Origin of the sequence: Bacillus cereus G9842, from assembly GCF_000021305.1 — a bacterium.
Lineage (GTDB): Bacteria > Bacillota > Bacilli > Bacillales > Bacillaceae_G > Bacillus_A > Bacillus_A thuringiensis_S.
In genome coordinates this window covers 2,942,742-2,960,512 of the sequence record NC_011772.1, presented here as the reverse complement: position 1 = coordinate 2,960,512, position 17,771 = coordinate 2,942,742, and the positions used below count along the sequence as shown (strand labels likewise).

The following is a 17,771-nucleotide window of genomic DNA, read 5'->3' as shown; positions in this document are numbered from 1 at the left end:
AAAAATGATCTCTTTCATATAGAAGGAGATCATTTTTGTTTTCGTAATAAAAGTGCTTGTTCAACCGCCCATTTTTGATGATCGTGAATGAGAAGCTTAACAGCAAGTAATGGAGACATCCATCGTAAAACATGATCCTCCCCACAGTTTTCAGTTTGTTTCTGCACCATGTTCGCAATATAAAAGAATCCATCATTCAAATAATATGTATCTTCCTTTTCTGCATAAAAATATCGAGCCGCATTACCGATATACTGATCAATTTTAATTGCCCATCCTAATTCCTCTAGTAGTTCACGGTGCAAGCATTCTTCTTTTGTTTCATTACCTTCCATACCGCCACCAGGTAAAAAGTAACGGTCACCTTTTTGGATAACAGCAATCATTGAAGAAGATGAATGGAAAATAACTGCATAACAACTAGGTCTTAATACATAATGAACGGTACGCTTTTTCGAGCCAAACGTAAGTTTTGAAATCATAAAACACGACCTTTCTCTATAAAATACATAAAAGGGATATTAAGGTAAATGCGGAATGATATAAGTATAATCTTAATAGATTGGAGTGGTAACAACATGATAAATCGAAAATGTTCAAGGTGTAAAGAGATAACGGGTACAATACATGGGGGTAAAAAAATTAAGGAAGAATTTTTATGTGAGGACTGTTTGCAAAAAGGAATTGCGAGCGGGGAAATCGAATTATCACAAGTGGAGAAAGAACAAACTTCGTATCTTTCTATAAAAATATTAAAAATAATGAGTGTTATTTATTTAATAGTATCAATTATAACCGCTTTTTCTGCTGGAGCATTTATACAGGATCCAGGGCTTGGTGGAATATCTTTTTCAATAACAGGTGCAGTTGGTGTTATGATAATTGGATCGATATTTCAGTCTGTTCTTGTATTTTGTGGAATATGGGTATTCATCCTTTTAGTAGAAACGGTTATTAAAATTTATGAAAAAATGAAGTGAGTGAAAGGGAGAAACATATGCAAGTAAGAAACATCCAAGGGGAAGATTATGTAAAGATTCATTCTGTTTTAAATGATTGGTGGGGCGGTAGAGATATGGCTGCTATGTTGCCAAAACTGTTCTTCGTTCATTTTCAAGAAACGAGTTTTATCATTGAAGAAGATGGCGAAACGTTAGGTTTCTTATGTGGATTCTTTTCACAAACATATAAAGATGAAGCATATGTTCATTTTATCGGTGTCAATCCGAAGTATAGAAGAAGAGGAATCGCATCGACATTGTATTCTTATTTCTTTGATATCGCTCGTGCAAATAATCGTAAAGTTGTAAAAGCAATTACGTCACCAATTAACAAAAAGTCGATACAGTTTCATCAAGAAATCGGTTTTCGAATTGAGGCCGGGGATGATGAGGTAGAGGGTGTATCGGTACATACAAATTATGATGGGAACGGCGGTAGTAGAGTTTTGTTTTTGAAAAATGTGTAAAAGTAGGCTAGCTTAACGGTAGCCTTTTTGTTGTGAGGAGATAAAAATATGGAGAGTAAACAAAGTAGAAATGAATACTTACGACGCATTTATAAAGTGCAAGATTATATAGAATCACACATAAATGATTCACTATCCATTGAAGAGCTAGCGGATATAGCAGGATTTTCAAAGTTTCATTTTCATCGGATTTTCAAGGGGATAGTAGACGAGCCATTATCACGGTATGTAAACCGATTGAAGTTAGAAAGGGCAACAAATCTACTTACATATCGCACAGATATGACGATTACACATATTGCGTATCACTTCGGGTTTACAGATTCAGCAGTTTTCTCCCGCACATTTAAAAGTCATTACGGAATAAGTCCATCTCAATATCGAAACGATAATAGCAAGAATTGCAAAGACGTAAGCGAAACTTCTCAATACAATGAGTGTAAGAAGGTTCGAGGAAATGTTGAAATTGTAACAGCGGATAATATAAACGTCGCATACAAAAGACATATCGGTACATATGAAGAGTTAACGATAGCTTTTCCAAAAATGATAGAGAAATTATTTCATTACGCAGCGGTGGAAAACTATTATGTATTTGAGGATACGAAAGTATTAACCATTTACCACGATCATCATGAATTTACTGAGGACAATCATTTAAGAACTAGTTTATGCATAACAATTCCAAATGAGTCCGCAGTAGAAACGAACGACATTGGAATAATGGTTATACCTTCTGGAAAGTATGCGGTAGGTCATTTTGAAATATTCCAAGATGAATATAAAGGAGCATGGGATTTCTTATACGGTGAGTGGCTTCCAAATAGCGGATATAAACCGAGAGATTCATATCCTTTTGAAATGTATAAAAATGACCCAAGGCAGCACCCGGAAAAGAAACATATAGTTGATATATATGTACCTATCGAACCTTTTTAATCGTTGATTAAGGGGGAAGAACAATGCAAACTGCTGAAAAGCTAGACTGTATTATAAAAGAAGAATGCAAAAATATTAATGGTATGTTAGTAGTGCAGAAAGATAATGTTGTTTTTGAAAATTATTATAATGGTTACAGTCCAGATAATGCGTTTCATGTAGCGTCAGTTACAAAAACGATAATCTCTGCGTTAATTGGGATATGTATAGATAAGGGCTATATAAAAAGCGTTGATCAAAAAGTAATAGAGTTTTTCCCTGAATATACACTTAAGGCATCTGACATAACAGTGCGACACCTCCTTACAATGACAGCACCATATCCTTTTACGGATTGGCAGGAACCGTTAGAAGAACTATGTACACAAGAGGATTGGGTACAGTATACACTTAATAGAATGGGGAACGGCGGAGAAATCGGATCTTTTAAATACTCATCTGCAGGAGCTCATTTACTATCAGCAATTATTACGAGCACAACAGGAAAAAGTGCTCGTGAATTTGCAAACAAATACTTATTTCAACCACTCGATATGAGAGAAATTCCAAACTATAATATGAAAGCATTTGGATTTGATGACCTATTCGGAAAAGATGTGAAAGGATGGGTTCACGATCCAAATGGTATTTCAACAGGCGGTTGGGGACTAACGTTAACGGTTAGGGATATGGCGAAGTTTGCACAGATGTATTTGAATGAAGGTATTCATAATGGAAAACAAATACTATCAAAATCATGGATAATAGAATCAATAGCGATGAATTCAAATCAATATGGTTACTTATGGTGGTTACGAGAAGAAGATGGAATCTTTTCATACTGTGCTATGGGTGATGGTGGGAATATGATTTGTTGTATTCCGAAGCAGGATTTGGTTGTAGTAATTGCTTCTGAAATTATACCGAATGCACGGGATAGATGGGAATTGATTGTGAAATATATTCTTCCTTACTTACAAAACAATTAAATTTAAGATATAAAGGCGGTATGAGATCTCATACCGCCTTTATATATGGCATTTTACATAGAAAGGGAGATGGGAAAATAACTTAATGTCATTAAGTTAACTGGAAAATAAATATAGCGTAAAAAAATGTTAAGATTTCGAAGGCTTGATTTTAACCTTTATTTTTCTATGTATAATGAAGCCGCATACTAAAAATCTTTTAAAGAAAGGGGATGAAGTGTGTATGAAAAACGAATTAAAAGCTAATGTGCATTTCTTGATGGCTTAAGGAAACAGAATAATATTTTAAGCTTTTTTGATAAGTACAGCGTTTATATGGAATTTGTCAAAAAGGATATTTATCTTTTTGACGTTTGGAGGGTATATGAATCTAATATTAAAAGAAATAGCAGTGAACATAAAAATATTCATTATGCTATTTATTGGATTTACTTTAACAATTCTGCCCATACTTATAGCGATGTCGATTCGAGATTATTACGATGAAAAATTTTATGAGTATAAAAATGGTTATTTTAAATATTACTATGCTATTCAGCTTACTAGTTTTGGGGAATTGGATTTTAAAGCAATCCAAGCGATAACAGAAACTAGTTTTAAGAATTCAAGTGTTATTACAAATGATATGAGAACCAAACTGCCAGGCATAGGTGAAGTAACGATGGTTGGTCTTATAAATAAAAATTGGTCTCCGCCTTTAATAAAGGGTTCTCATATGGAAGATGGGGAAGAAAATAGTGTAATTGTCGGAAAGAGAATTTATAAAGAATCTGAAACAATAAAACTGTTTAGTAGAGAATATAGAGTTAAAGGCGTGAGCGCTGCGAATACCGGATACGCATATGACTACAATGTTTTTGTCGGCTTAAGTGACATGCCTGATGAGATAAAGCGACGTATGCAAAATGAAAATACATTTGAAATGATAGTAAGGTCTAACGAAAATCCTAAACAAGAAATAGATACATTTATTCGGTATGTTAAGCAAAATAGAACTGATACAAATGCGAAAGTGATAAATGAAAAAGAGAATTATGAGAACGAAAAAAGCTCGAATAAAGCTATGAGAGCACAACTTACTCTTCCGTACAGTCTACTTTTTATTGCTGTAATGAACTGTATAATTGCGAGTTATTTTTGGATTTACACGAAGAAGAAGAGTATTTCCTTAAGGAAAACGTTGGGAGCAAGCAATTTGAATTTATTTGTATTTATATTTAGCCAATTATTCATATGCGCAATCGTTGCAGTCATTTGTGCGATATGTATGCAGTGGATTTTAAGTACAATGAATAAAAGTATAGTATATGTAATGGGTTTTACTATTCATATAGATGTTTTCAAAGTTGTGATGAGTGTAGTAATTTCCTTGTTTATTTCGTTCATCACCGCTGTAATACCATTTTTCAAAATACTTAAAATTGAACCTGCTAAAGCGTTAAAGGAGTAAATAAGATGAGACTAAAAAGTGCTCTTATGGCTTTGAAAAATAGATTGCTCATTTCCATATTTCTCTTAATACAATTCACGTTTGGATTAGCGGCAATAACCCTTTCCATTAATATGCTTTGTAATTTTCACTATCTTGGAAACAGTTCCAACTCGTTGCTAGATTTAGAAAGTACATATTTTATCACTTATGATGAGATGACTACTGATAGGTTGAAGGCAGATCAATTTAATAAAGGGCAAATCGAAGAAGTTTATAAAAAAATGCAGCAAAATAAAGATGTGATTTCGTATGGTACATACGAAGAGAGCATAATCGAACTAGAATCAAGCAATCGACTGCTCCAAGAAATTATGTTAGAAGAATTGAAAAATAAAACTTTTCGCGATAAAAACCCTACTATTCTTATAATTACAATAGATGAAAATTATTATAAATTACTGAATATACCTATAAAAGCTGGAACAGGCTTTTCTTATCAAGACTTCCAAAAAAATAGTGAAGAGAAAACGAATGTTTTACTAGGTCCTTACTTTAAGAAATATTTTCAAATAGGGGATACAATCAATAATCAATATACGATTATTGGATTTTTGCCGGGAAATAAATTCATTATAAATGGTAACGGAGCGAATATATACCAGAAATTAGATAAGGCTATGCTATCACCCATGCCAATTGATAGATATGAACATTATGAAATAATGTTTTCAAGATTACATCAAAGTACAATTATGAATTTAAAAAGAGACGCAGATGTAAACAAACTACAAGAAATGATTCAACTGAAGGGAAGCGACGTTACGTTGTACTTGAAAAATTTAGGAGAAGAAATAAATGAAGCCGTTACTAGTAGTATGGATACGGAAAATATCGATCTTATAGTAGGAAGTCTATTTATTTTATTTATAATAGCGGGAATTGTCGTAACGACAATTGTTTCCATCATGATGAGAAAGAGGGAATTTGGTATTAAGATGGTCCTTGGAGAAAGTAAGTTTGGGATGTTCATTCAAATTGTATTAGAAAACATATGTATTGCGATAGTTGGTAAGTTTTTATCGATAGTTTACTTTTTATGGAGATATGAGGATCATCTGCAAGTTTCGAAGGACTTTGATATGGCATCTGTACGCGAAATAAATTTAAATATGCCTATTTTATTATTTGTATTCCTATTCTTATTAGTGATCATCATTATTTCAAATCTCATTGTCTTCTTGTTTATTAGAAAACTTGAACCGAAAACATTAATAGGTGGGATGGAATAATGAGTTTAATTGAATTGAAAGACATTAAGAAGGTGTATAGTAACAAGAACCATAATACGTTCGCGTTAAATGGTATAAACTTAACGATAAATAAGGGCGAAATTATAGCGATAATGGGTCGATCAGGGTCGGGGAAAAGTACGCTATTAAATGTTATAGGGTTAATTGATATGCCAAATGAGGGTGAATATACGTTAAATGGAAAACCATTAAATGAAATTAGAGCGAATAAAGTTCATAAAACAAGAAATGAAATGATTGGATTTATTTTTCAATATTTTGCATTGTTAAAAGAACATACTGTACTGGATAATGTAGCACTACCACTCACATATAGAAAGTTAAAGCAACGAGAAAGAGAAAATAAGGCGAAGTTCTATTTAGAAAAAGTAGGTTTAAAAGAACATATGCATAAAACACCGGACGAGTTATCAGGTGGACAACAGCAGCGCGTCGTAATTGCTAGAGCGTTAGTAGGCGAACCAGAAATAATTTTGGCTGATGAACCGACAGGGAATTTAGATAGAAAAACAGGAGAAGAAATTATGGATCTACTATTACAACTGAATGAAGAAGGACGAACGATTATTATTGTAACGCATGATATTGAGGTAGCGAATAAGTGTAATAGAATTATTGAGTTAATTGATGGGGAGATTGTGTAAAGGTAAAGAATGGGCGCTAATAATTACTTTTTATTTTATAGAACTAAGATTATAGTGAAAATCTGCATTCCACCCGTAACTTTTAAGAGCAAAAAATCGTTTAACAAAAGAAAGGATTTTTAATGATGAATGGGGGAGAACCATGAAAATTTTAATACTAGGTGGTACACGATTTTTGGGAAGAGCTGTTGTAGAAGAGGCTTTGAACAGAGGGCATGAAGTTACATTATTTAACCGCGGAACAAACAAAGAAATTTTTCCTGAAGTGGAGCAGCTTATCGGTGACAGAAATGGTGATGTATCAAGTTTAGAAAATCGAAAATGGGATGTTGTCGTGGATACATGTGGGTTTTCTCCGCATCACATTCGGAATACTGGAGATGTCTTAAAAGATAATATAAAACATTATATATTCATCTCAAGCCTTTCCGTATATAAAGATTGGATCCCGCATGACATAAAAGAAGACTATATATTACAACCTGAACCAACGGAAGAGCAAATAAAGGCTGTAGAGAATGGTGAAGTTTCTCCTTATGAGCATTATGGTGCGCTGAAAGTATTATGTGAAAAAGAAGCAGAGAAGTATTGGCCGGGGCGTGTTTTACACGTAAGAGCAGGACTTCTTTCAGGAATGTTCGATTATACAGATCGACTTCCATACTGGATCGGGCGTGTAGCAAAAGGAGGTAAAGTGTTAGTTCCAGGAAGAAAAGACCGTCCAGTGCAAATAGTTGATATAAAAGATGTCGCAAACTGGGGACTAAACATGGCAGAAAACAAAAATGCAGGTACATTCAATGTAACAGGTCCGAATTATGATTTGACGATGGAAGAGCTATTAAATACGTGTAAAAAAGTTACGAATAGTGATGCTGAATTCGTTTGGATAGAGGAATCGTTTATGAATGAACATAAAGTGCAGCCTTGGACAGAGATGCCTTTATGGCTTCCAGAAACTTTTTCATTAGAAGGTGAAACGAAGCCGTGGAAAGGTGGTTTTTCTATTTGTATTGAAAGAGCTATTAAAGAAGGACTTACTTTTAGAAGGTTAGAACATACAGTTACAGATGTGTATGAGTGGATGAAGAGTGTGGACGAATGGGAATTAAAAGCAGGTATTTCAAGGAAAAGAGAAAAGATGTTATTGGATAAGTGGTATGAAATAAAGAGAGTTTAAATAAGAATCTTGTGAAAAAAGGACTCTGTTTATTGCTTAAACAGAGTCCTAATATGAATCTACCACTCAAACGGTTCTTCTCCATACAGTTCCCATAGCTTAGGAAACATCTTTTTTAAACCTTCTTCATCGTCTTCATTCCAGTCAAATTCAAAATCTACATCGTCGAATTCTTCATTAGATAAGACATGGTAAAGTGTAAAGTAAGTATCATCTTCGTCACCAGTTTTTTCTGCATATACAGTGAAACCGAAATATAAAGAAAGTTCTTCTATTTCTGGGACGTCATACTCACTCAAATTTTCTAATACAGGAATTAATCGTTCTGGATCTTCAATACAAGCTTCGTATGTCTCTTTTCCTTGATATAATAACCATCCGCGGAAGTAATCGAAAGTATCATCTGAACAGCCACCCATAATAATATAGGCTGCTGCCCATAAACGGGAGGTATAGGAGTCTTTCAAAAGGCGATGCATATGCGTATCAAAAGCTACAATTTCATGTACTGTACGTTTAGCAAGGTGAGAAGTAAGCCATTCTATTTGTTCTTCTTGGTCCTCACCTTTCGTTTTTGCACGATGAAGTAGCTCCCAAAATTCTTCTTCGGTTATCGTTTTTTCTTTTATGTAATCTTCCCCAGGCAACGGGTCTGTATATCCTTTTTTACGTTTGGAAGCAACTAGTTTATTAGCTTCTTTCATACATTCTTCTTCTGTTTCAAACTCTTTCGCTTTCACACTGCCAGCTGTGCCAATTTTTCCGTAAAACACAACATAGTCTTTTTCTTTCACAACGATTTTCCAAAACTTATTTGATTTCTCAGTTTGCTGGATTAATAACGTTTCCATCCGTACCCCCATAATGTTTTCTAGTGTGCAATGTGATTGTAACATATGTATATACACTTGTAATGATGAAAAATAAGAGTTCGGAAAATTCGAAAACGATTGAATAGAGTGGATAAATTTGGTAACCTTATTTGTACAGTAATTACATAATTGTTTTGTAATAATTCGATATTTATATAAGGGGGCGTTACGGATGGATCTTACGTTTAAAGTAGAGGAAACATGTTTTAATTACCGAGTCGGAGCAATTTGTAAACAAGGTAATAAACTACTTATTCAGCAATGTGACGGTGAAGATTTTTGGTACGTACCAGGCGGAAGAGTGAAAATGTTAGAGAATAGTGAGGATGCGTTAAAACGAGAGCTTGCAGAAGAATTAGGTGTTCCTATGAAAGGGAAAAGATTAATATGGTCAGTAGAAAATTTCTTTACACTTTCTGAGCGAAAGTTTCATGAAATTAGTTTTTATTATGAAGTAGAGCTACATGAGTTACCTGCAAATGGAGTGGATCAATATATTTTGGAAGAAGAGGATAGAACGTATTTGTTTAGGTGGGTGCCAGTAGAAGAGTTAGAGGCATATAATTTACAGCCTGCGTTTATAAAAGAAAAAGTAAATGATATAGCAGTTCATATAGAACATATCGTTTTAAAAGATTAAATGTATTCGGAGGGGGAAATGGTGAAGGGAACTAAAAAAGAGGTACATATAAATGACAAAGTAATTTATTACACACATATCGAAAAAGGTTCTAGTAGGGTTTGCTTTATGTTTTCAGGTTCAGGATACAATTATGATAAGCCGTTATTTTATTATGCAATGATGTTAATGCTTGAACATAAAATAGATGTTGTACATATTCATTATTCTTATGATGGACAATTAATGAATAAACCAATGGAAGAAGTAACGAAAGTAATGATGGACGATATTAATCCTGTAATGAATGAAGTATTAAAAGATGAGCAATACAACTATATTATGTTTTTAGGGAAATCACTCGGAACAATTCCGATTGCAAATGATTTAATGAAGAGAGACGAATTCGCGCAGTCAAAAATGATACTACTTACACCTTTACTGACGTTTGATACAATTTTTGATTCTATCTTACATAGTCGACACGAAGGGCTTTTAGTTATTGGGGATAAAGATCACCAATACAATGCAGCTCAAATTGATCAGTTACATAAAACGAATTTAATGATCGATGTTGTTAAAAATGCAAATCATTCTGTAAATGTTGGGGAATATGAAACAAAGAATTCAATTGAAGCGATAGCAAATATAATAGAAAAGCTTAAAGAAGTTGTTAGGAAAAACTAACTCATCAATACATGCAAAAAGAGGTGCGAATTGCACCTCTTTTACTTTAATAAGCCTTCAGCACATGAAGCAAATAATCTTTCCGGTTCAGCGGATTATAATCAACACGTTTTCGAGTAGGGAAGGGAGCCATAAGCTTTGTGAAACCAGCTGGCTTCGTTGTAAATATGCCGTCTCCTTCTGTAAATGAATGTAGCATTCGTTTAAAATTCTCTGTTTTTGCAACAGGTAATGATCCTGTTAATTGGTAAGAATCATTATATAATATAGGCTCTGCAAAAGTTGCTGGAACGGCAGCGAGCTTATACATCGCGGTACTAATTGCGTGCTCCGGTACAGTTAATTCAAACTCGTTTATTGGCTCATATACATGTGTTTCAGCTTGCTTTAAAGCATTCATTAAAACGAGTGGTGTTAAATTTCTAAAGTCACTTGCTGTTGTAACAGGACTAGCATAACCAGTATGTGTTAACGTGACGATAATATCTGTAACTTCCCATCCATATAATCCTTGTTTTAACGTTTGAAATACCGTATCTTCAATCGCTTTATGGAATGCTAAAGGTAGTGAGCCGAGCTCAACACCTAATTTATATGTTATGCCGCAATTAAGTTCACCACGTTCAACTTTGAATCCGACTGTTGCGTAAAATGGATTCTCTTTTTCACCCATTACTTCAACAGAATTGCCTACGCCAATTGGTTTCTCGATACATACAACTCGCGTATTTGAAAAAGTAACCTGCAAATTATATTTCTCATAAAGTGTTGTTTCAATTACTTCTTTTTGTACCTCACCGAAAAGGCGAATATATAGTTCATTATGAACATCATCTTTCCACACTTTAATAAGTGGATCTTCTTCACATAGCTCCATAAGTGCAGCGTATAAATCATGAATTCTTTCTTTTGATACTGCATCAATGGCCGCTTCCATTTGTGGTTCGGCAAAGTGAATATCTTTTATATAATCCGTACGTTCACCAATAATATCACCAATTTTTATATCATTCAGTCCCCACACTTTGCAAAATTCTCCGCTAGGAACGATAGGAGATTGAACAGCATTTCCGCTATGAAACATATACATTTTTTTAATCTTTTCTTTATGTGGTAGAGACTCATCGCGCTGTATATCAACATATTTTCTAACATGTAAGCTACCTGAAAAAACTCTTATATAAGCAACCTTTTCTCCAGAAGGTTCACGTTCAATTTTAAACACAACACCGGATAATGTTTCGTTTTCTGCCGACTTATTAGCTGGAAATAAGGTTGAAATATTTTCGAGCAGTTCAGTTACACCTATACCTGTCATGGCTGAACCGAAAAAGATTGGATACACACTTGCTTGCTGTATTTGCTGTTCTAGTTTTTCTCTTAATAGTGCGTCCGGTATTATTTCGTTATTTACATATGACTCAAGTAATGATTCATTAAATGGTGCTAACAGTTCCATACAATCATCATATGATTTATATTCAATGATCCGGGCTTCTTTCGTTCCTTCGTTTAGAACAGAGTAGAAGGGGAATGCTTCATTTGAAAGAACCTCTTTTATTTGTTTCATAACTTTTTCAGTGTTTGCTCCACTACGATCAATTTTATTAACGAATAAAATTGTCGGTATGTTTAGTTTCTGTAATGTTCGCATTAAAATTTTTGTTTGTGCTTGCACACCTTCAACGGCAGAGATAACTAAAATCGCACCGTCTAGAACGCGGAATGATCGCTCCACTTCAGCGATAAAATCAGCGTGTCCAGGTGTATCAATGACATTTACTTTTACATCATCAATAAAGAAAGAAACGACAGATGCTTTAATCGTAATTCCGCGTTGTCTTTCTAATTCCATTGAGTCAGTTTGTGTATTACCACTATCTACTCGGCCAATTTCTTTAATCACATTCGTTTCATAAAGAATACGCTCAGTCAAACTCGTCTTGCCAGCGTCTACGTGCGCGACAATCCCTATATTTATTGTTGTCATTTGTGAATATCCTCATTTCATTTTCCATTTTCATTTCCTCATTTCTATTTGTGTATTGCCGCATTATCAATCACTCTCCAGTTCTTTAAATTAGTATTATTATAGTGCAATTAACATTATTTGTAACGCTACAAAGCGCCTTAATTTGGAAAAAATAAAATAAAAACAAAATGCTTGCATTCTAAATCGATATAGATTATATTAATTGACATATCAACTATTGATGCATCAAACATTTTTATTTTGATTGTAAAGGAGGGTTAATTTGACAAGTTCATGCTCAAAAGAAGCGATTATTTTATATAAATTACACTTTCTAAATAAAGAAGTAAGTTCGAAATTTGAAGGGTGTACGGGTATGAGCCAGTCTCGATTAGAGCTTATACTTCAGTTATATGAAGTAGGTGAAATTAGTCAAAAAGCACTTCAACAAGAAGTGAATATTGATAATGCTGCGATAACAAGGCATTTAAAGCAGCTTGAGGCCAATGAAATGATTGTAAGACGTAAAAATCCAGATGATAACAGAATTACGTTAGTTTCTCTTACTGAAGAGGGACGAAATAAAATTCAAGCATTTCAAGAGGAAAAAGAACGTTTTGCAGCATCTGCATTTAAAGGATTAAGTGAGGAAGAACGCGATAATCTTTTAAATATGTTAAATCACATTCAAGAAAATATAAAAGAATTATAAAAAAGGGAGAATACAACTATGACTAACTCAGTAAAAACAAATGATTTTAACGAAATTTTAACAGGACGTCGTTCAATTCGTAAGTACGACCCTTCAGTGAAAATTAGCAAAGAAGAAATGACAGAAATTCTTACAGAAGCAACACTTGCACCATCTTCAGTAAACATGCAACCATGGAGATTCGTAGTGATTGAAAGTGACGAAGCGAAAGCAACACTTGCGCCACTTGCGAAATTCAATCAATCTCAAGTAGAAACATCTTCAGCAATGATTGCTTTATTTGGTGATTTAAACAACTTTGATAACGCAGAAGAAATTTACGGTACAGCAGTAGAGCGTGGTTTAATGCCAGCAGAAGTAAAAGAAGACCAAATGAAAAAACTTTCAGCTTACTTCTCAATGGTTACACCAGAAGTAATGAAAGACACTGTATTAATTGACGGTGGTCTTGTAGCGATGCAGTTTATGCTAGCAGCTCGTGCGCACGGTTATGATACTTGTCCAATTGGTGGATTTGAAAAAGACCAAATTGCAGAAGCATTTGGACTAGATAAAGAACGCTACGTACCAGTTATGTTAATTTCAATCGGGAAAGCTGCAGACAGTGGTTACCAATCAGTACGTCTTCCAATTGAAAAAGTTGCAGAGTGGAAATAATTTTATAAAAGAACTTCAATAAGTAAAAGATGAGAGGGGAAGCACCATGATTATTATTCACGCAATATTTCAAGTAGATCCAACGAAACAACAAGCATTTTTAGAAGAAATTCGTCCGCTTATTCATGGTTCAAGAGAAGAAAGTGGAAATGTATCTTATGACTTATATAAAGATACAGAAAAAGAAAGTGTTTATACGATGGTAGAAGTATGGAAAGATGAAGCAGCAGTTGCGAGCCATAATACGAGTGCACACTTCACATCTTTCGTTAGTAAAGCAGCACAATTTTTAACTGCTCCGCTTAATATAAAAGCTTATAATGGAGAATTAGTAAAATAATAAGGTAGAAAAAGATGACTTTAGCATATGGCTGAAGTCATCTTTTTTGTATAAGTAGAATCCATCTTGGACTCAGTTATGTTGATAGATAAGCGTTGCTCGCACCCTCAGTAACAGTGGTGAATTGTATGTTAAATTCGAACATTCGGTTTATTGGGATATTTTTCCGTGTTATAATTTTCTTGTAAATAAAAGGTAGAGGGGAGTAAGTAATGGGAGAATTTCAAAGTAATTTGCATACGGCAACGCAACTTGCAACGAAAATGAGAAATGCTTCAGATAGGATGCAAAGTGCTACTAGTCGCTCTATAAATAAGGCAACGCGTACGACACTATCTGTGAACTTCAAAGCACAAGAAGCAAATCAACAAAATTTACAAATCACGAAACAATTTTGCGCTACTTTTCAACAAACGATTGATAATATCCATTCCGTAGCAAATGAATTTGAGAAAATGGATACTGGACTTCAAAAGACTTTTCAATAATGTAACAACCTACGTAAAGGGGAAAAGGTAGGGAGAAAAGATGAGTCAAGAAATTGAAACGAGAATCAGTCAATGTAATCAAAAATTACGAATTATATTTGAAGAACAAAATGAAAACCGAATCACGCTGCAAAATCAAGAACGAGCTGAGGCTAGTTTTCATGAATGGAAAAATAGAAGCAATCGTTTATTTAACCGAATACTAGAAACTTGGCACGACGACAAAGAAGTGTTTCACCTTTTTACGAATATGCGGCAAGAAATCGGACAGTATGAAAGAAAACTTACATTCGAATTAGAAAATGAAAAAGAGACGTTGCTTAAAGAAAAACGGCATTTCAGTGAGAAAGAAAACGACCTTTCCTATGAACAGCAGCAACTACAAAGGGAGGCCGATACATGAGTTTAAACATGTATTTGGGAGAAGTACAAAGTCAAACTCAAAGTATGAACGCTATATGTAATGCTACGATTCAAAGTATGGAACAAGCTATTCAATCTATTGATGCCTTTGCGATAGACACAGTATTACAAGGACAAACATACAGTAGTGCAAAAGCCTACCTTGTCCAAACATTCCGGCCATTAGCGCAAGGAATCATATGCTTATGTGAAGAATTAATTCGCCAAAACGAAGCATTTCCAAACGATTTTCAAGCAAAAGTTACTTCAACAGATGTTATCGAACATGAAATAAGACAACAAATACAAGAAATCAATCAATCCATTGCAAGTATAGAAGCAATAGAAGTGCTTACACCAATGCCTGGAGTAGACGCAATTATTGCAGTCTTAATTGCAATGAGAAAAAAACTAGAAGAAAAACTAGAGCGTCTATATGAATTCAATCATTCGTCCAGCAACAACTACAGCACCGCCCTCCAATTAGCCGCTAGCATCACAGCCGGACTCGCTGAAGTGCAAAGCGGGAAAGGATTTAGTCCTGTGAGTGGGACGTTTAGTACACAAGGGTTGAATATGGATTGGGTGAGTTCTATTCAGGGGATTATAGAAGAAACAGCCCGAAAAAATGATCAGTCAATTAAAGATATAGAAACAAATAACATAATTGAGGAGAAATCTCCGGTTAGAAATGCTTGGGACGATGCGGCAGACAGTATAGTTGGTACGTTTGAAACAGCGAAAAAGATGTGGGAAGCTATTCAAAGAGGATCGGGGAAAGCTATTGGTGATGAAATCGAGTCCGCAATAGCTTTAAGTAATATGGACATAGGAACTTTTATTAATGTAACCTATGCACTTTTCCATTTGGATGAAACTGCAAAAAATATGTGGCATGCATTTTCAAATAAAATAAAACGAGATATGATAGAGGGAGATGCAGAGAGTCGTACAGAATTGACTACCTATGGATTAACACAAATAGCTACCACAATATTAGGCGATAGGGCACTAAATAAAGTAGGCCATATCACAAAAGGAGCAAAAGCATCAAGTGGAGTAAGTACATTTGCTAATGCAGTAAAACTAGCAAAAGAATTGAAGCCTACGCTTGAAATGTTACAATCATTTAAGAAAGAGGCTTCTTATACATTCTCTAGTGTTGGTGGAACTATTATAACCAAAATACCACAAGGCGAATTATTAGAAGCTTTTTATAAGTTTGCGAAGTCTAAAGATGGTGGTAAGGGTAAACCTAGCAGTAACAAAAATACAAATGTAGACAATTTTGACGCAAAAACAGCTACAAATAAGCAAAAAGGTAATTATGGTGAAATAAAATCTAGTGACAATTTATTGAATAATCAAAGTTTAAAAGAAGCTGGATTTGATTTAAAGCCAGTCGGAAAAAGTGCACCATCAGGCATAAATGATAAAATAGTAAAAGGGATTGATGGATTATACGAAAATGCAAATCCAAATTCAAATATTAAATATGTTATTGATGAAGCAAAGTTTGGTAGTTCACAATTAGGAAAAACTAAAGATGGACGACAAATGTCAGATGGTTGGTTGACAGGTGTGAATACTGAAAAAAGTAGAATATTGAAAGCTGTTGATGGAGATAACAAATTAGCAGATAAGATTACAAAAGCGTTGGAGAGAGATAAGGTAGAAAGAGTATTATCAAAAGTCGATAGTAGCGGAAAGGTTAAAACATTTAAGATAGATGCAAAGGGTAACATCGTTGGAGAATGGCCATAATTTAGAAGCTAGGAGGAATTGAATGGTATGAGAGATTATTTATGTATAGAAGAAAAGTGTAGAGAAGGAATTGAATATCATAAAGAGTTTATAGAGGAAAATAGAGAAGATATTAAAAGTTTAGAAGAAGATACTAAAAATGGAATTCAAAGATATTCTAAAGATAATAAGAGTATTATAGAAGGGACATATCTAGCCAATTTTAGATATGAGATGGAGGATATTAGGGCAAAGTATTCTTTAGGGGAAGATGTTAGTGTAATAGAAGAAGATTTTCATAATGCAATTTATGATTTAGAGAATACAGGAAGTAGGGAAATTGGATATTTAAGTCTGATTTGGATGATTTCCTTAGGGATTTTGTTAGAAACGGATAAAAAGAATATAGAAAGATTAAAAAAGATAGTTGATAAAAAAAATGTGAATGACGCAGTAATTGATTTCCTCTTATGCGCTAGTGATATCGGATACACAAAAATGATGAATAGATATTATAAAGAAAATCCATATGCAAAAACGAGAGAAATTATAGAACTTGCACAAACAGATAAAAAAGAAGCGTCTAAAAGATTACAAACGTACATGGAGAAAGAATGGTTTAGAGGCCATTATGATTATGAGTGGAAAAATGCGCATAAAGAACCTGGATATGTAGGATATTGGAGCTTTGAAACGGCAGCGCTTGCGAAAATTTTGGAACTGGATGATATAAGTTTAAAAGATAATAATCATTATCCATATGATTTGGCACATTATAAAAATGAAATGAAATTTAAGCATATAGACCTAAGTGAATATCACTATGAAGATGAGACAGAAGAAATCGAGGATATAGTAGAAGGAATTGAAAATAATCCTGCATTGGAAAATATTATTCCTCCAAAATGGCATTCATTGGTCAATGAATTAATACATGATTATAAGAATATGGATGATAGTAGTTTTTATGAAAAATACAAAAAAACGATAGGAATAGGTCAAGTGTGGTTCTTACCACAAGAGTATGAAGAAGAAAATGAACAAAAAAATCTATTAGGAAGTTTAATTGTGTTTGCCCTGACGGTAAGAGATTATATATTACAATTGGACTATAAAGAAGATTTAGAGGACTACATCGATAATCTTAAAAATTTCTGGAATGTTTCAGAAACAAAGTTAGTTCAATTTATGTTAGAGAATGATCAAAATTATTATGCATGGGTACCAAAAGAAGCAAGCATCCCAAATATGTATGAAGTGAAGATTGAGAGTGTCGATGTAGAGGAAGTTCTATAATGAACAAATCGAAATATACGCATCATGAGTAACGTTAAAAAA

20 protein-coding genes are annotated in these 17,771 nt (G+C 33.9%); 17 read left to right on the top strand and 3 right to left on the bottom strand.

Annotated elements, in window-relative coordinates; translation table 11 throughout:
- Positions 1-29: 29 nt before the first annotated feature.
- On the bottom strand, positions 30-482 hold the full coding sequence (locus tag BCG9842_RS14930) for an NUDIX hydrolase (RefSeq protein WP_000624005.1): 453 nt from the start codon (positions 480-482) through the stop codon (positions 30-32).
- 96 nt (positions 483-578) lie between these two features.
- On the opposite strand from BCG9842_RS14930, the gene BCG9842_RS14925 reads away from it, so the two are divergent.
- The 8 genes from BCG9842_RS14925 (at position 579) to BCG9842_RS14890 (ending at position 7,941) form a co-directional block, all read left to right on the top strand.
- Entirely contained in the window at positions 579-980 is a 402-nt protein-coding gene (locus BCG9842_RS14925; RefSeq protein WP_000610481.1) for a DUF3980 domain-containing protein, read from the top strand.
- Positions 981-997: 17 nt separating this feature from the next.
- Positions 998-1,468: a GNAT family N-acetyltransferase gene (locus BCG9842_RS14920; protein ID WP_001198087.1), complete on the top strand. Its 471-nt coding sequence runs from the start codon at positions 998-1,000 to the stop codon at positions 1,466-1,468.
- Between the two features lie 48 nt (positions 1,469-1,516).
- Positions 1,517-2,407, top strand: a complete 891-nt coding sequence (locus BCG9842_RS14915; protein WP_000444277.1) for an AraC family transcriptional regulator — start codon at positions 1,517-1,519, stop codon at positions 2,405-2,407.
- A gap of 23 nt (positions 2,408-2,430) precedes the next feature.
- Positions 2,431-3,375 carry a serine hydrolase domain-containing protein gene (locus BCG9842_RS14910; RefSeq protein WP_001192444.1) on the top strand — a complete coding sequence of 315 codons (945 nt, stop codon included), beginning with the start codon at positions 2,431-2,433 and terminating at the stop codon, positions 3,373-3,375.
- A 364-nt stretch (positions 3,376-3,739) separates the two neighbouring features.
- Entirely contained in the window at positions 3,740-4,825 is a 1,086-nt protein-coding gene (locus BCG9842_RS14905; protein ID WP_001048976.1) for an ABC transporter permease, read from the top strand.
- A gap of 5 nt (positions 4,826-4,830) precedes the next feature.
- Positions 4,831-6,096, top strand: coding sequence for an ABC transporter permease (locus BCG9842_RS14900; protein ID WP_001237490.1), 1,266 nt, complete (start codon positions 4,831-4,833; stop codon positions 6,094-6,096).
- Positions 6,096-6,761: an ABC transporter ATP-binding protein gene (locus tag BCG9842_RS14895; RefSeq protein ID WP_000052375.1), complete on the top strand. Its 666-nt coding sequence runs from the start codon at positions 6,096-6,098 to the stop codon at positions 6,759-6,761. The genes BCG9842_RS14900 and BCG9842_RS14895 overlap by 1 nt, the downstream gene beginning before the upstream one ends.
- Positions 6,762-6,903: 142 nt before the next feature.
- Complete coding sequence (locus BCG9842_RS14890; RefSeq protein ID WP_000697752.1) at positions 6,904-7,941, top strand: SDR family oxidoreductase; 1,038 nt, start codon at positions 6,904-6,906, stop codon at positions 7,939-7,941.
- Between the two features lie 59 nt (positions 7,942-8,000).
- On the opposite strand, the gene BCG9842_RS14885 is transcribed toward BCG9842_RS14890, so the two are convergent.
- A complete protein-coding gene (locus tag BCG9842_RS14885) occupies positions 8,001-8,792 on the bottom strand; it encodes a DUF4240 domain-containing protein (protein ID WP_000449117.1) in 792 nt (263 codons plus the stop codon).
- Positions 8,793-8,985: 193 nt separating this feature from the next.
- On the opposite strand from BCG9842_RS14885, the gene BCG9842_RS14880 reads away from it, so the two are divergent.
- A complete protein-coding gene (locus tag BCG9842_RS14880) occupies positions 8,986-9,453 on the top strand; it encodes an NUDIX hydrolase (protein ID WP_000366255.1) in 468 nt (155 codons plus the stop codon).
- Positions 9,454-10,119 carry a hypothetical protein gene (locus BCG9842_RS14875; protein ID WP_003309633.1) on the top strand — a complete coding sequence of 222 codons (666 nt, stop codon included), beginning with the start codon at positions 9,454-9,456 and terminating at the stop codon, positions 10,117-10,119.
- Between the two features lie 46 nt (positions 10,120-10,165).
- Here the strand turns inward: BCG9842_RS14875 and BCG9842_RS14870 are convergent, their stop codons facing one another.
- On the bottom strand, positions 10,166-12,109 hold the full coding sequence (locus tag BCG9842_RS14870; protein ID WP_000207814.1) for an elongation factor G: 1,944 nt from the start codon (positions 12,107-12,109) through the stop codon (positions 10,166-10,168).
- A 265-nt stretch (positions 12,110-12,374) separates the two neighbouring features.
- Between BCG9842_RS14870 and BCG9842_RS14865 the strand changes: the two genes are divergently transcribed.
- From BCG9842_RS14865 to BCG9842_RS14835, 7 genes are all read left to right on the top strand, one after another.
- Positions 12,375-12,803, top strand: a complete 429-nt coding sequence (locus BCG9842_RS14865; protein ID WP_000204172.1) for a MarR family winged helix-turn-helix transcriptional regulator — start codon at positions 12,375-12,377, stop codon at positions 12,801-12,803.
- An 18-nt stretch (positions 12,804-12,821) separates the two neighbouring features.
- Complete coding sequence (locus BCG9842_RS14860) at positions 12,822-13,460, top strand: nitroreductase family protein (protein ID WP_000185391.1); 639 nt, start codon at positions 12,822-12,824, stop codon at positions 13,458-13,460.
- 46 nt (positions 13,461-13,506) lie between these two features.
- On the top strand, positions 13,507-13,800 hold the full coding sequence (locus BCG9842_RS14855; protein WP_000583832.1) for a putative quinol monooxygenase: 294 nt from the start codon (positions 13,507-13,509) through the stop codon (positions 13,798-13,800).
- Positions 13,801-14,012: 212 nt separating this feature from the next.
- The gene (locus tag BCG9842_RS14850; RefSeq protein ID WP_000503638.1) at positions 14,013-14,288 is read left to right on the top strand and encodes a TIGR04197 family type VII secretion effector; all 276 of its coding nucleotides are present in this window, start codon (positions 14,013-14,015) and stop codon (positions 14,286-14,288) included.
- Between the two features lie 40 nt (positions 14,289-14,328).
- Entirely contained in the window at positions 14,329-14,691 is a 363-nt protein-coding gene (locus BCG9842_RS14845; protein ID WP_000076598.1) for a DUF3958 family protein, read from the top strand.
- Positions 14,688-16,454, top strand: a complete 1,767-nt coding sequence (locus tag BCG9842_RS14840; RefSeq protein ID WP_000056109.1) for a T7SS effector LXG polymorphic toxin — start codon at positions 14,688-14,690, stop codon at positions 16,452-16,454. Before BCG9842_RS14845 ends, BCG9842_RS14840 begins: the two co-directional genes overlap by 4 nt.
- A 27-nt stretch (positions 16,455-16,481) precedes the next feature.
- Positions 16,482-17,729, top strand: a complete 1,248-nt coding sequence (locus tag BCG9842_RS14835; RefSeq protein ID WP_001205859.1) for a PoNi-like cognate immunity protein — start codon at positions 16,482-16,484, stop codon at positions 17,727-17,729.
- The last annotated feature ends 42 nt before the right edge of the window (positions 17,730-17,771 follow it).